General features: G+C 61.9%; 13 protein-coding genes. 10 read left to right on the top strand and 3 right to left on the bottom strand.

The annotated features are described in order from the left end of the window. Positions 1–29: 29 nt before the first annotated feature. Entirely contained in the window at positions 30–1142 is a 1113-nt protein-coding gene (locus BN1128_RS15695) for a glycosyltransferase family 9 protein (protein WP_042870416.1), read from the top strand. Here the strand turns inward: BN1128_RS15695 and BN1128_RS15690 are convergent. Continuing rightward, positions 1078–2145: a glycosyltransferase family 9 protein gene (locus tag BN1128_RS15690; protein WP_042870414.1), complete on the bottom strand. Its 1068-nt coding sequence runs from the start codon at positions 2143–2145 to the stop codon at positions 1078–1080. The two genes, BN1128_RS15695 and BN1128_RS15690, sit on opposite strands and share 65 nt — an antisense overlap. A gap of 167 nt (positions 2146–2312) precedes the next feature. Further along, entirely contained in the window at positions 2313–3176 is an 864-nt protein-coding gene (locus tag BN1128_RS15685; RefSeq protein WP_042870412.1) for a YicC/YloC family endoribonuclease, read from the bottom strand. Between the two features lie 290 nt (positions 3177–3466). Between BN1128_RS15685 and rph the strand changes: the two genes are divergently transcribed. The 9 genes from rph to BN1128_RS15640 all read left to right on the top strand — a co-directional run bounded on the left by rph (position 3467) and on the right by BN1128_RS15640 (position 13134). Further along, positions 3467–4183 carry a ribonuclease PH gene (gene rph / locus BN1128_RS15680; protein ID WP_042870411.1) on the top strand — a complete coding sequence of 239 codons (717 nt, stop codon included), beginning with the start codon at positions 3467–3469 and terminating at the stop codon, positions 4181–4183. A gap of 75 nt (positions 4184–4258) precedes the next feature. Further along, positions 4259–4912, top strand: a complete 654-nt coding sequence (pyrE, locus tag BN1128_RS15675; RefSeq protein WP_042870409.1) for an orotate phosphoribosyltransferase — start codon at positions 4259–4261, stop codon at positions 4910–4912. Between the two features lie 191 nt (positions 4913–5103). Then, positions 5104–7524: a heavy metal translocating P-type ATPase gene (locus BN1128_RS15670; protein ID WP_042870407.1), complete on the top strand. Its 2421-nt coding sequence runs from the start codon at positions 5104–5106 to the stop codon at positions 7522–7524. A gap of 10 nt (positions 7525–7534) precedes the next feature. Next, positions 7535–7924, top strand: a complete 390-nt coding sequence (gene cueR, locus BN1128_RS15665) for a Cu(I)-responsive transcriptional regulator (protein ID WP_042870405.1) — start codon at positions 7535–7537, stop codon at positions 7922–7924. Positions 7925–8008: 84 nt separating this feature from the next. Beyond that, positions 8009–9163, top strand: a complete 1155-nt coding sequence (locus BN1128_RS15660; protein WP_042870403.1) for a GGDEF domain-containing protein — start codon at positions 8009–8011, stop codon at positions 9161–9163. A 31-nt stretch (positions 9164–9194) separates the two neighbouring features. Further along, entirely contained in the window at positions 9195–9458 is a 264-nt protein-coding gene (locus BN1128_RS15655; protein WP_042870400.1) for a YihD family protein, read from the top strand. 195 nt (positions 9459–9653) lie between these two features. Beyond that, a complete protein-coding gene (gene ccoG, locus BN1128_RS15650) occupies positions 9654–11102 on the top strand; it encodes a cytochrome c oxidase accessory protein CcoG (protein ID WP_042870398.1) in 1449 nt (482 codons plus the stop codon). Between the two features lie 84 nt (positions 11103–11186). After that, positions 11187–12176 carry a serine/threonine protein kinase gene (locus tag BN1128_RS15645; RefSeq protein WP_042870396.1) on the top strand — a complete coding sequence of 330 codons (990 nt, stop codon included), beginning with the start codon at positions 11187–11189 and terminating at the stop codon, positions 12174–12176. Positions 12177–12525: 349 nt separating this feature from the next. Beyond that, positions 12526–13134: a thiol:disulfide interchange protein DsbA/DsbL gene (locus BN1128_RS15640; protein ID WP_042870394.1), complete on the top strand. Its 609-nt coding sequence runs from the start codon at positions 12526–12528 to the stop codon at positions 13132–13134. A gap of 94 nt (positions 13135–13228) precedes the next feature. On the opposite strand, the gene phnE is transcribed toward BN1128_RS15640, so the two are convergent. After that, positions 13229–14764 carry a phosphonate ABC transporter, permease protein PhnE gene (gene phnE, locus BN1128_RS15635; protein ID WP_042870454.1) on the bottom strand — a complete coding sequence of 512 codons (1536 nt, stop codon included), beginning with the start codon at positions 14762–14764 and terminating at the stop codon, positions 13229–13231. Positions 14765–14851 lie beyond the last annotated feature (87 nt).

The following is a 14851-nucleotide window of genomic DNA, read 5'->3' as shown; positions in this document are numbered from 1 at the left end:
CCCAATTCAACGGCCATCCTGGTGGATTCATGTCATTAATCAACGACCTGCAACTCAAGCGTGACATTCTTCGCCGCAAGATGGGACGGTTCCTGTTTGATCGAAAACGGCCTGAACCCACCAGGGAGAGCGAGGGGAAAGTCGTCCTGCTGCGCTGGGATGCCAAACTGGGCGATGCGATCGTCTCGTCCTGGGTGGCCCGCGAACTAAAGCGGGTCAACCCGGCGCGTGAGGTGTGGATCGTGACAACGGCAGCCATGGCTCCCCTGTTTCGCGATCATTTCGGCATGGATAGGGTCATCGAGGTGCCCAAGCGCCCCGGTTATTGTCAACTCAGGCGGCTGGCACAGTCACTGGGGGAGGTCGGTTGCCTGGTTCATTTTGGCAAGATGTTGAAGATGAAGGATATCTTTTTCATCAGCCAGGTCAGGGCAGATTGGGTCGCCGGCATGGACGATGCCCTGAAGGCCATCAATCTCAAGCTGGGAGCCGCGTCCAGTGGCATGCACTTCTCCGACAAGTTTGCCCTGCTGTTGAATCGACTCGGAGTGGCAGACCCGGATCAGCGCTACATCATCCCCGCTTTGGGTCAGGAAGCGTCGGTTGCGAGCTGGTGGCCAGATGATGTCGTGCTCTGTTTCAACCCTTATGGCAGCGGCAGCTCCCGCCGTCTGAAGCCTGAGCTGATCCGGCAGATGCTGGAGAGGATGCTGGACGCCTGCCCATTTGCCATCTGCCTGCTATATCCGCCGGGAATGGAGGCTGAAGTAGCGGGGATCCGGGCCGGGCTCACCCGACCCGAGCGCATGGTATTGTCACCCGATGCGCCCTCGCTGGCGGGCCTGTTTGCCCAGTTGCGTCAGAGCCAGGGCCTCATTTCGGTGGATACGGCGACCATACATATCGCGGCCGGGCTGGAGCAACCCATTCTGGGTCTCTACAACCCGGACATAGGGGGTGGCAACGAGAATTTCCTGGAGTGGCATCCCAACTCCCCGTCAGCGACCGTGCTGTTCTCGGAGAATCTCCGCGAACAGGACATCAACTCTCTCAACCTGACCGAGTTCGACCGGCTATTCAGGCAGTGGCTACTTGCCAATCAGGCAGCGCTGTCAGTCGGGCAATCACCAGCTCAGGCGTGATGGCGCGCAACAGGGTTTCATCGATGAAGTCTTTCTCCGCATTTTGCGGCAGCTGGAAGTCGGCGCCCTTGGCATCGAAGATATCAATGGCCTGATAGCGGGGGTGGTTGACCGGATTGGCGATGATCTTGTCGCCGCCGGGGGCCACTATGGTCAGCAGGGGCAGGTCTATGGCCTGCGCCATGTGTCGGGGGCCGGTGTCGTTGCCGACAAACAGCTGGCAATGGGTAAACAGCCCCACCAGTTCCCGTACCGAGCGGGTCTTGATCTGATCAAACACGCTGGCCTGCAAGGCGGCAGACAGCAACGGCTTGAGACCGCGGTTGTACTCCTCCTCTCCCGGCCCGCAGTAGATCAGGATCTGTGCGTTGTGCTGTTCGATGAGCCACTGGGCAACCTGGGCGAAGCAGTCGATGGGCCAGCGCTTGTAGTGCCCCAGCGAGTTGACGCCCATGGCGATCAAGGGTCGCGCGGGATCGACGCCGGCCGCCTGCAAGGTTTCCCGTCCCTGCTGTTTTTCTTCCTCACTCAGCCAGAGATGGTAATTGCGATCTTCTTTGGCCAGTTTGAGCGGTTTGAGCAGCGAGAAGCGGTCGTCGATCAGGGTACTGTTGCCCTGGAATTCGGTGTCTTTGCGAAAGCGCACTATGCGGTTGTGGCCGAGCCGCCAGGGGAAGGAGTCAAATCCTATCCGCAACCTGGCGCCGGAGAAGAGGCAGGTCAGCAGGCCTATCATCTGGCCCTGGCTGTTGACCACCACGTCATAGTGTTCGCGGCGGATAGCCAGCAGCAGGTCTTTCATGTAGCGCCAGTCGTTGCGCCTGGCTTTCTCGATGATGAGGAGTCGATCGATATTGGGATTGCCCTGCGCCATACCCGCGCAATAATCCATGACCAGATAGTGAACTTCCCCGGTTGGATCGTTCTGCTTGAGGTTGTTGCACAGCGCGGTGGAGATCAGCACATCCCCTATCTGTTTGGTTTGTACTACAAGGTATTTCATAAGGCAGGCCTCAATAGAGGTCGTTGTTGAGCATCAGCGTGACAGCATACCGCACAAGCGAGTCAGATGCTGTCGGTCAGGAATGAAAATACGATCTGGCTCAAGCCAATTGCGGTGTGGTGCAGGCATGGAGTAGAAGCCCGTCGTTGACGGGCTTCTCGCATTCATTACTCGATGTTCTGGATCTGCTCGCGCATCTGCTCGATGAGCACCTTCAACTCGACGGCGGACTGGGTCACCTCGGCGTTGATGGACTTGGAGCCCAGCGTGTTCGACTCGCGGTTGAACTCCTGCATCATGAAGTCCAGACGGCGACCACAGGCGCCCCCCTTCTTCATGATCTTGATGGTCTCGCTGATGTGCATCTCCAGGCGATCCAGCTCTTCGGCCACGTCGATCTTCTGGGCCAGCAGCACGATTTCCTGCTCGATACGGGCCGGATCCAGTTCCACCTTGGCCTCGGTCAGGCGATCGGTGAGCTTCTGGCGCTGCCACTCGATGATCTGCGGCAGGTGTATGCGCACCTTCTTCACTTCCACCTGAATGCCATCCAGACGCTGCTGGATCAAGTTCTTGAGGTTGGCCCCTTCACTGGCGCGGGAGGCGATGAAGTCTTCCATGGTCTGGTCAAACCCGCCGAGCAGCTCGGTGGCAACCGCGTCCATGTCCTGCTCGGCGGCGGCCATGACACCCGGCCAGCGCAGCACGTCGACTGGGTTGAGCTGGCCTTGACCCGCCTCTTTCATTACCCAGTTGGCGCTGTCGATGATCAGCTTGGCCAGCTCTTCATTGATGTGCAGCTGGCTGGCGGCGGCCTGAGCGGCTTCGAAACGCAGGTTGCACTCCACCTTGCCGCGTTGCAGCTTGGCACGGAAACGCTCACGCAGCACCGGCTCCAGGCTGCGCAGTTGCTCCGGCAGACGGATATAGGTTTCCAGATAGCGCTGGTTGACCGAACGAATTTCCCAAACGGCTGTGCCCCAGTCGCCCTTGAATTCCTTGCGGGCGTAGGCGGTCATGCTGTGAATCATTGATTGTTCCGGGCTTGATGAAGTGTGCGGCCAGTATACTCAGCCAGACTTGTCCCGTCAGCCATAGCCGTGGCTTTAGAACCTGTTCCGGCTTTTGTGGGACAGTGTTGAGCCAGGCCCGGTGCTGCCCTGGCTCATGAACGAGGGTGATAGGCGCCGGTTTCTGCGTGGTTCCTCACCTTTGAGATGACTGCTCTTGACCGATCATGAACGGCTTCTTAGCGGCTGATATTTGGGGCTGGATCACTTATACTCCTTCGCCAATTTGAGCCAGCCCAGAGGTCCGTTCCATGTCACGTCCAAGCGATCGCAGTGCCGCGCAACTTCGCCCGGTTACCATTACCCGCAATTTCACCAAACATGCAGAAGGCTCAGTGCTGGTGGAGTTCGGTAACACTCGCGTGCTCTGCACCGCCAGCGTCGACACCAGCGTACCGCGCTTCCTGAAAGGGAAGGGTCAGGGTTGGGTCACTGCCGAATACGGCATGCTGCCGCGCTCCACTCACTCCCGGATGAACCGCGAAGCGGCCGCCGGCAAGCAGAGTGGCCGTACTCTGGAGATCTCCCGTCTGATCGCCCGCTCCCTGCGTGCGGCGGTAGACCTGACTGCGCTGGGCGAGCACTCCATCACAGTTGACTGTGATGTGCTGCAAGCCGATGGCGGCACCCGCACCGCCTCCATTACCGGTGCCTGCGTGGCGCTGGTGGATGCGCTGAACTGGATGGTCGAGAAAGGCATGCTCAAGCAGAGCCCGCTCAAGCAGATGATCGCCGCCGTCTCCGTCGGCATGTATCAGGGTGAAGCCATCTGCGATCTGGAGTACATCGAAGACTCCGCCGCCGAGACCGACATGAACGTGGTGATGACCGAAGATGGTCGCATCATAGAGGTGCAGGGCACCGCGGAGGCCGAGCCCTTCACCCATGAGGAGCTGCTGGCGATGCTGGGGCTCGCCAAGGGCGGCATTGAAGAGATCATTGCGCTGCAGAAGCAGTCACTCTCCTGATTTTAAAAACGCGGCATTGGCCGCGTTTTTTTATACCCCCACACAAGTAAACGACAAGCCAAGCAAGGAGCCAGAATGAAAGCCTACCAGCGTCAATTTATCGAGTTCGCCCTGGAGAAACAGGTCCTCAAATTCGGTGAATTTACCCTGAAATCCGGTCGTAAAAGCCCCTACTTCTTCAACGCAGGTCTGTTCAACAGCGGCCGCGATCTGGCCCGCCTCGGCCGCTTCTATGCCGCCGCCCTGATGGATGCCGGCATCGAATTCGATGTGCTGTTTGGCCCGGCCTACAAGGGGATCCCCATCGCCTCCGCCACCGCCGTGCAGCTGGTGGAGCAACACGATGTGGATGTGCCCTGGTGCTTCAACCGCAAGGAGGCCAAGGATCACGGCGAGGGCGGCAATCTGGTGGGCAGCCCGCTCAAGGGGCGCATCATGCTGGTGGATGACGTCATCACCGCCGGGACCGCCATCCGCGAATCCATGGATCTGATCCAGGCCAACGGTGCCTCCCTGGCTGGCGTATTGATCGCGCTGGATCGTCAGGAGAAGGGTAAGGGTGAGCTCTCCGCCATTCAGGAGGTGGAGCGTGACTACGGCGCCCACATCATCGCCATCATCCAGATGAGCGACCTGATCCAGTATCTGGAAGAGAAACAGACAGAGCAGCCTGAGCTGGCGGTACAACTGGCAGCCATGCAGGCTTATCGCGCCCAGTACGGTATCTAATCGCCCGTTGTTCTAGCGCTAACAAGCCATGCATCGGCGCTCGCCTCTTGCCCGAGTAATCCGGCAGGGGGCGGGCGCCGTTTTTTTATGTTTAAAAAGTGCGTGTCGTGGCTTGAGCTTACCCTTACAGTAAAGGTTAGGGTTTGTCGGTCGGCAGCCAGTTTGGCCGATTGGTTCCGAGGAGGAACACCATGACCACCCAGATTCAAGACCCCATTCATCTGCAACTGCCGCTCAGCGGCATGAGCTGCGCCAATTGCGCCAGCCGCATCAGCACTGCCCTTAACCAGCTTGAGGGAGTAACGGCCACCGTCAACTTCGCGCTGGAGCAGGCGGCCATCGAGCTAGGTGACCCGGCCCGCTTGCCCGAAGTACTCGACAGCATTACCGGGCAGGGTTATGGCTACGGCCACGAGACCCTCTCCTTCCAGATCAGCGGCATGACCTGTGCCGGTTGCTCCGCACGTCTCAACAAGATGCTGGCGGCATTGCCTGGCGTTATTTCGGCTGAGGTCAATTTCTCCATCGAGCAGGCCCGCATCGAGCTGGTGCCGGGTATGCAGACGCCGGCCTCGTTGCGCGAACGTATAGAGGAGCTCGGCTTTGGAGCCCAGTTGGCGCAGGGCTCTGCCAGCGGTCGCCGCCAGCAGTTGCAGGCGCGGGAGGCTCAGGAAGCCGCCGCCGCGCACAAGGCGTTGCTTCAGGTTGTTATGTCGGCCCTGCTGACCCTGCCGCTGCTGGTGGGCATGATCGCCATGGCGGGCTTGCTGCCCTGGCATATGCCCGCCTGGCTGGAGCTGGTGCTCGCCACCCCGGTGCAGTTCTGGATCGGGGCCGGCTTCTATCGCGGCGCTTGGCTTGCCCTCAAGAACCGCGCGGCCAACATGGATGTGCTGGTAGCGACCGGCACCAGTGCCGCCTACTTCTACAGCCTCTACCTGCTGCTGACGTTGGGGATGGCCGCCAGCGGCAAACTCTATTTCGAGGCGAGCGCCATCATCATCACGCTCATTTCGTTGGGTAAACTGCTGGAGGCCCGCGCCCGCCGCAGCACCCAGTCCGCCATTCGCGAGCTGATGGCGCTGCGGCCGGAAACCGCCACCGTCTGGCGTGGCGAGCGCTGGCAGAGCCTGGCCATTGACGAGGTACTGCGCGGCGATCGGCTGCGGGTGCTGGTGGGCGAGCGGGTGCCGGTGGATGGCAGAATCGTGAGCGGCGCGAGCGAGCTGGACGAGTCGATCCTCACCGGCGAGAGCCTGCCGGTGCCGCGGGGTATCGGGGAGGGCGTGCTGGGCGGCGCCATCAACCGCTCCGGCGTGCTGGAGATCGAAGCCACCACAGTGGGGGAGGATTCCAGCCTCAGCAAGATCATCGCCCTGGTGGAGAGCGCCCAGATGGGCAAGGCACCGCTGCAACAACTGGTGGACAAGGTGTCCGCCGTGTTCGTGCCTGTGGTGATGGCCATAGCCCTGTTCACCCTGCTGGTGTGGTACGCCATCGGCAACGACTTCGGTCAGGCGCTGCTGGCCGCCGTGGCCGTGCTGGTGATCGCCTGTCCCTGTGCGCTGGGGCTGGCGACGCCGGCAGCCATCGTCACCGGCACCGGAGTGGCGGCCCGTCACGGCATTCTGATCAAAGACGTGGATACCCTGCAGAAGGCCCACGCCATCAAGGCGCTCATCTTCGACAAGACAGGCACCCTCACTCAGGGGCGGCCCGTGCTGGCGAGCTGGAGCGGCAATGACGAGCAGTTGCGGCTGGCGGCCGCCTTGCAGCAGGCGAGCGAGCATCCGCTGGCACTGGCCATGCGTGAGGCGGTCGGCACAGACGTGATGCTGCCCCAGCCGGAGGAGGTCGAGGTGCGGGTCGGTGCCGGGATCAAAGGCCAGGTGGCGGGCCATGAGGTGGCCATCGGCAACGCCTCCCTGCTGGCTCAGCTCGGCATTGATCAACCGCAGCAGGATGAACAGCCTGCTGACGGTGCGACCCGGGTCTGGGTCGCCATCGACGGCGTGGCCGTCGGCATCGCCGCCCTGGCCGATACATTGCGCCCCGAGAGTCCGGAAGCCATCGCTACCCTGCGCCAGCGCGGCATCGCCAGCTGGCTGGTGAGCGGCGATGCGCCAGCACCCGTAGCCCATATCGCCGCCAAGCTGGGGCTGGATGGTGCGTTCGATTCTGTGCTGCCCGCCGGCAAGGTAGACAAGGTGGAGGCGCTGCGGGCGCAAACCCGCGGGTTGGTGGCCATGGTGGGGGATGGGGTGAACGACGCCCCGGCGTTGGCGGCGGCGGACGTGGGCATCGCCATGGGCTCCGGCTCGGACGTGGCGATGGAGACGGCCTCCATCACCCTCATGAGATCGGATCCACGGCTGGTGGCCGATGCCATCGACATCTCGGCGGCCACCTGGCGCACCATACAGCAGAACCTGTTTTGGGCCTTCGTGTTCAACATCATCGGCATTCCACTGGCAGCACTGGGCTATCTCAGCCCCGAGCTGGCGGGGGCGGCCATGGCCCTGAGCAGCATCACGGTATTGAGCAATTCCCTGTTACTGAAACGCTGGCAGCCCAAGGCGGGCACCCATGCCGGCGCTCACCTGGATTCGTAAGGAGTCATCAATGAACATCAGCAAGGTTGCCAAGGCCACGGGGCTGACCACCAAGACCATCCGTTACTACGAGAGCATCGGCCTCATTTCGGCGCCGGTACGCAGTGACAACGGCTATCGCAGCTACACGGAAGGGGCGCTGCGGGAGCTGCGCTTCGTCAAGCGGGCGCGGGAGACAGGCTTCAATCTGGAGGAGTGCCAGGAGCTGCTGGCGCTCTACCGGGACGAACACAGAACCAGTGCCCAGGTGAAGAAGCTGGCGCAGGAGAAGATAGTCGATCTGCGTACTCGCATCGCTGGCTTGCAGGCCATGCTGGTCTCCCTCGAGGGCTTGGTCTGCTGCTGCCACGGGGATGAAAGCCCCGAGTGTCCGATTTTGGACGAGCTGGAGCGTGGCTGAGACACCGCTTAATAACAGACGTTTTATTGTTGGCCCGGAAGGGGTAGTGGTAGACTGTGCGGCTCTTGTACAGGGAGTACGCAGTTGACTCAGAGTGTGACACGCCAGGTGAAGCAGGCCATCATGGCCCAGCTCTATACTCACGCCTCATTCAGCCTGCCTTGCCTGGGTCTGCTGGCGCTCGGCTGGAGCCTGTTGTTCCACGATTACCTGCCCGCCGGCGAGGCGCTCGGCTGGCTGGCACTGGTCAGCCTGCAGCTGCTGTGTCGCGGCTGGCACCTGCGCTGGCGTCAGCCCAGGCTGGCGCAGATCCCCTTGCCGGTGCTGGAGCGCGAGCTGTTCATCGGGGTCACCATCACCTCGATCATCTGGGCGCTCGGCGTGCTGCTCTACATGGACAAGCTGCCCGATACCTATCGCGCCGCCATGATGATGCTCTCCAGCCTGATCCTCACCGGCAGCGCCATCATGCTGTTTGGCAGCCGCCGCTCACTCTACGGCGCCGTCTTGCCGCTCGGGCTTGCCATGCTGTTCGAGCTGGGGGCTGGCAACGAGCAGGAGCGGATCGTCTCCTGCATGCTGGCGGGCTATCTGTTTGTCTTCTTGCCGACCCTGCTGCGCCGTCTGCGGCGGGATCAGGTCGCCTCCCTCTATCACCGTTTCTCCAACGCCGATCTGGTGGCCGAGCTGAAGGCGGTCTCAGAGCACCTCAAGCTCACCTCCCGGCTGGATGGCCTGACCGGCATCGCCAATCGCGCCCATCTGGATTACAGCCTGGAGCGGGCCTGGCGCCGCTGTCATCGCGCCCGGGCGCCCCTGTCACTGGTGCTGGTGGATGTGGATTACTTCAAGCAGTTCAACGATCTCTATGGTCATCAGCTGGGGGATGAGTGCCTGCAGCAGGTGGCGGGCCTGCTGGCCGAGGTGCAGCGCCGCGAGGATGATCTCGCCGCTCGCTACGGCGGGGAGGAGTTTGCTCTGCTGCTGCCCTGTACCAGCATGCAGGGGGCGCTGCAGATAGCCGAAAACGTGCGGGTGGCGCTCAAGGAACTGGGCATTCCCCACCAGAAATCCCTGGTCTCCAGCCGGGTCAGTTGCAGCTTCGGGGTGGCAACCCTGGTGCCGGATCAGAGCGGCTCCATCGCGGAGCTTATCCAAAAAGCGGATGCGGCCCTCTATCAGGCCAAGCATAATGGGCGGGATCGTATCGAAGTAGCCTTGATGGGTAAGGTTGCCTGAGTTTCACATGACAGATTTAAAGAGGTTGTCTATGCAATGTCATCGTATCGAAGAGCTGCTGGAGTTGTTGCAGCCTGCCTGGATCAAGGAACAGGACCTCAGCCTGGTGCAGTTCGTTGCCAAACTGGCGGCGGAAGCAGGCTATGAGGGGGCCTTGTCCGACCTGACCGACGACATGCTGATCTACCACCTCAAGATGCGGGAGTCCGACAAGCAGGCGATGATCCCCGGCCTGGCCAAGGATCATGTACCCGATTTCAAGGAAGCCCTGCTCAAGGCCCGCGGCATCAAGTAAAGATTGCTCCAGCTGGAGCCTTTTGTGGTGTTCAGAGGAATCTCTAAGAAAGGCGTTTCGTCAACTGGCGACACGCCTTTTTTGTTGCTTGAAATTGCGACATCACTCGAACATTAGATACATTTTACCCACACAATTAGCAGGTTGTTTAAGATATAATCCGCCCCATAACAAATAAGGGAGCTGTGTCTTGCAATGGCCGATCATGAAAAAATCGATATCAAGGATGTCACCGGCGATGTAACGGGGACGTACAACCCCAATACCTTCAAAGCCAGCGACGACAGGTTCAATCCCGGCAACCGCATCTACGTGAGGGCGCAACCCGGCTACTGGCAGCGGGTGCGCAAGGCCATGGGCTGGTTCTTCGTGGTGCTCTTCGTCGCCTTGCCCTGGTTGCGTTATGACGGTCGTCAGGCCGTGCTGTTCGATATCGGCCATCAGCAGTTCCACATCTTCGGTGCCACCATCTGGCCGCAGGACCTGACCCTGCTGGCCTGGATCTTCATGATCGCCGCCTTCGCGCTCTTCTTCGTGACTACCTTCCTCGGCCGGGTCTGGTGTGGCTATCTCTGCCCGCAGACGGTATGGACCTTCATGTTCATCTGGTTTGAAGAGAAGCTGGAAGGCGCCGCCAACAAGCGGCGCAAGCTGGATGCGGCTCCCTGGAGTGGCGAGAAGCTGGCCCGCAAGGGCGCCAAGCATCTGGCCTGGATCCTGCTGTCGTTGGGTACCGGTCTCACCTTCGTCGCCTACTTCCAGGATGTGTTCCAGCTGGTGCCTGACTTCTTTACCCTGCAGGCGAGCGGCTGGGTCATCTTCTGGGTGCTGTTCTTCGCCGCCTGTACCTACGGCAACGCTGGCTGGATGCGCGCCATCATGTGTATCCACATGTGCCCTTATGCCCGCTTCCAGTCCGCCATGTTCGACAAGGACACCTTCATCGTCGGCTACGACACCAAGCGTGGCGAGACCCGGGGAGCCCGTGCCCGCAAGGCCGATCCCAAGGCGCTGGGGCTGGGTGACTGCATTGACTGCGATCTCTGCGTGCAGGTCTGCCCGACCGGCATCGACATCCGCGACGGTCTGCAGTACGAGTGCATCAACTGCGGCGCCTGCGTAGATGCCTGTGACCAGACCATGGATCGCATGGGCTATCCGAAGGGGCTGATCAGCTACACCACCGAGCACAAGCTGGCCCACAACAGCACCCATGTGGCGCGGCCCAAGCTGCTCGGTTATGGCCTGGTGATGGTCATCATGCTGGGGGTGTTCGTCTACAACGCCATGTCCATCATGCCGATGGGGCTCGATATACTGCGGGATCGCAACCAGCTGTTCCGCGAGAACAGCGAGGGGCTCATCGAGAACACCTATACCCTCAAGATCCTCAACAAGACACTGCATGCCCAGACCTATCAGCTGGATGTGGAAGGGCTGCCGGAGCACGAGTGGTTCGGCCCCCGCGAAGTGACCCTGAAGGCGGGCGAGATCTACACCCTGCCGGTGAGCGTGGCGGTCGACCCCTTCAACCTGAAGAAGCCGACCCTGGATATACAGTTCGTGCTGAAACGAGATGGGGCGGCAGCCGATGACAGCAAGGGCATCCTGCGCCAGGCCAGCAAGTTTATCAGCCGGCTGTAATGGGAATAGTTGGTGCAACTGATTGGTTTGGAACGCCATTGAGCTTAGTGGTGATAGAATGGGGCGCAACGGCGCCCCTTTTTAATGGTGGATGACATGCGTTTCAACTATTCCGACCTCAATCCCGATCTCATCATGGACGCGCTGGATCTCAGCGGTCTGCGACTCGACTCCGGCCTCATCGAACTCAACAGTTACGAAAACCGGGTCTATCAGTTTCAGGACGAGGAGCGCCGCCGCTATGTGGTGAAGTTCTACCGTCCCGGTCGCTGGAGCCGGGCCCAGATCCTCGAAGAACACGACTTTGCCGCCCGCCTCAATGAGGCGGAGATCCCGGTCGCTGCCCCCATCGTCTTCGCCGGCGAGACCCTGCTGGAGCACCAGGGCTACCCCTTCGCCATCTGGCAGAGCGTGGGTGGCCGCCAGTTCGAGGTAGACAACCTGGATCAGCTGGAGTGGGTGGGGCGCTATCTCGGCCGCATTCACCAGATAGGCGCCAGCCGCTCCTTTCATCACAGGGTCCGGCTGGATGTGGAGAGCATGTTGCACGAACCGCGTCAGCTGCTGGCGTCCGGTGAATGGCTGCCGAGCGGGCTGGCCAAGTCCTTCTTCGGCGTGCTCGACGAGCTGATCAAGCACGTCTGTGACGCCATGACCCTGGATGTGGCACAGATCTCCCTGCACGGCGATTGCCACCCGGGCAACATCCTCTGGCGCGACGGTCCCATGTTCGTCGATCTCGATGACTGCCGTACCGGTCCCGCCATCCAGGATATCTGGATGCTGTTCAACGGCGAGCGTCACGAGCAGCTGATCCAGCTCGATACCCTGCTGGCCGGCTATGAGGAGTTCATGGAGTTCGACCCGCGTGAGCTGGCGCTGATCGAGCCGCTGCGGGCCATGCGCATCGTCCACTACATGGCCTGGCTGGCCCGGCGCTGGGAAGATCCGGCATTTCCACGCCACTTTCCCTGGTTCAATACCGACCACTACTGGCGCCAGCAGATCGCCATACTGCACGACCAGCTGGAGGCGCTCAAGGCACCGCCTCTGACGCTGACGCCGGGGTGGTGATGCAGAGCAGATCACCATGCCTGCCGCACGACCAGCTGGAGGCGCTCAAGGCACCGCCTCTGACGTTGACGCCGGGGTGGTGATGCAGAGCAGATCACCATGCCTGCCGCACGACCAGCTGGAGGCGCTCAAGGCACCGCCTCTGACGCTGATGCCGGGGTGGTGAGCAAAGGGAGATGCGGTGGGCCGTCGGCATATGGCCATGGCGATTGTCAGTCGATGGCACTCGCCGCCGTTGAGCCTGCCGGTGTGGCCCTTTGCCATTGACGCCGGCATGGCGACACAATAGGCTTGGCACTGCTTCGGTTCGCCGGGCGTGCCTCACAGTGATCCCTTAACAGGAAACGTCATGAAAAAAGTACTATTTTTCCTCGCTGCCATGCTGATGATCCCCATGGTTCACGCCGCCCCCGAATTCAAGGAAGGCGTTAACTACGACGTGGTCAAACAGACGGGTAGCGCCCAACCTGAAGTGCTGGAGTTCTTCTCCTACTACTGCCCCCATTGCGCCAAATTCGAGCCGATTGCCGCGGATCTGAAGAAGAATCTGCCGGAAGGCGTGCCGATGAAGAAAAACCCGGTGGCCTTCCTGGGCCGCGAGATGGGTCCGGAGATGCAGCGTGCCTACGCCGTTGCCAGCCTGCTGAATGTTGAAGGCAAGCTGACCCCGGCCATCTTCGACAAGATCCACACCCAGCGTCAGTACCCGCAGAGCCGTACCGACGTGAAGCAGATCTTCGTGGACAACGGCGTGCCGGCCGAAGAGTTCGATGGTGCCGTCGACAGCTTCGCCGTCTCCGGCATGGTTTCCCAGTTTGACCGCAACACCGAGAGCTACAACATCCGCGGTGTGCCGGCCTTCCTGGTCAACGGCAAGTACATGGTGAAGATCGAATCCATTACTTCCCAGGAGCAGTTCAACCAGTTGGTGAAGTTCCTGCTGGCCAAGAAAGACTGATGGTTGCCTGACCTCATGAAAAAAGCCCGCCGGTGCAAACCGGCGGGCTTTTTGTTTATCGGGGCCGGCTCGACGCTGGCAGCTTGCTTCCGATTCAGATCTGGCAGTCCCGCTGGGCGGGTGCGGGGCGCGGCAGCCGGGAGCGGCGGCTGATCCCCTCCGCCAGCCAGACCAGCAGCAAGATGGCCAGGATCAGGGTGGACGCCTGATCGTAACGGAACAGGCTGAGCGACACATAGAGCTGCTGCCCCAGCCCGCCTGCGCCCACCACCCCGAGTATGGTGGCGGCCCTCAGGTTCATCTCGCCGCGATAGAGGCTGTAGGCCAGCCACTGGCGTGACACCAATGGAAACAGACCGTACCAGAAGCTGGCAACGGGGCCGGCGCCGCTCAACTGCTGGGCGAGGCGAGGGGTCTGATCCGCGTTCTCCAGCGTCTCCACGAACAGCCGGGCCAGCACGCCCGTGGTGTGCAGGGTGAGTGCCAGTATGCCCGCCACCGGCCCCAGCCCGACCGCAATCACCAGCAGGCTGGCGAAAATGAGCTCGGGCACGGATCGCAGCAGGTTGAACAGCAGCCTCAGTGGCCAGCAGTGGCGGGCGAGGCAGGCCAGCGGCAGCGCCAGCAGGGCGCTCAACAGGGTACTCAGCAGCGCCATCTGCACCGTATCGAGCAGGCCGGTGCCGACCGTTAGCAAGAAGGGGCGTGACCAGTCCGGTTGCAGAAACTCGCCAATGAACCGGCCCAGCCCGCCGAGGGAAAAACTCAGCATGCGCCAGTCGAGCTGGTAGATCGCCATGGCACTGGCCAGCCCCAGGCAGGCCAGCAGTTGCAGACCGGGGGAGCGGGTGTGGCGCAGCCAGGCGCTGAGGCCGTCGGCCAGGGTCACCAGCAGGATGAAGGCCAGCAGCAGGGTCACTACCTCACCCCCGGCAAACATGCGCAACGAGAGTTCGAGCTGCTGGCCGAGCCCGCCGGCACCGACGAAGCCCATGATGACGGAGGCGCGCAGGGCACACTCCCAGCGATAGACGGTGTAGGAGAGCAGCTCCTGGCGCACCGCAGGCAGCACGCCGTAGCAGAGCGCCTGCAGGCGGCCGCTGCCGCCGAGCAGCAGGGCGCGGGCCGGTTGCAGGGCGCCGCTCTCCATGATCTCGTTGTAGACCTTGGCCAGCATGCCGCCGTAGCTGACGGCGATGGCCAGGATGGCGGCCAGGGGGCCGAGCCCGGACAGGCGCACGAACAGCAGCGCCCAGATGAGCTCGGGCAGGCTGCGCAGCAGAATGGCGATGAGTCGGCTGAAGGCGCGCAAGGCGCCGCGCAGCGGGCTGGGGATGGGGCCCAGCTCGGCCAGCGACAGGGCGCGGGAGCCGAGCAGGGCGAACGGAATGCCGAGCAGCAGGGCACCGGCCAGCCCCAGAGTTGCCACGGCCAGACTCTCCAGGGTGGCGGTCAGGGTCAGGGCCAGAAAGTCCTGATCCAGACGGGGTGGCCAGCTGGTGGCGAGAAAGTTGCCCATCTGCCGCCAGCTCTGGCCATCGAGCAGGCCGAGCCAGCCGTCGGCCTGCTGCCACAGGCTGTAGCCGACCAGGGCCAGCAGCCAGGGCAGGGGATGGCGCCAGCGGCTCATCAGCCGATGCACGGCAGGGCCTCTTGGTCACCGGCGTAGAGGGCGGCCAGCATGGCCGGGGTGACGGCGGCGGCGGGGCAGTCGAAC

This window comes from Aeromonas piscicola, from assembly GCF_000820005.1.
Classification (GTDB): Bacteria; Pseudomonadota; Gammaproteobacteria; order Enterobacterales; family Aeromonadaceae; genus Aeromonas; species Aeromonas piscicola.
The sequence above is the reverse complement of the archived record's forward strand: the minus strand, read 5'-3'. Positions and strand labels throughout refer to the sequence as shown.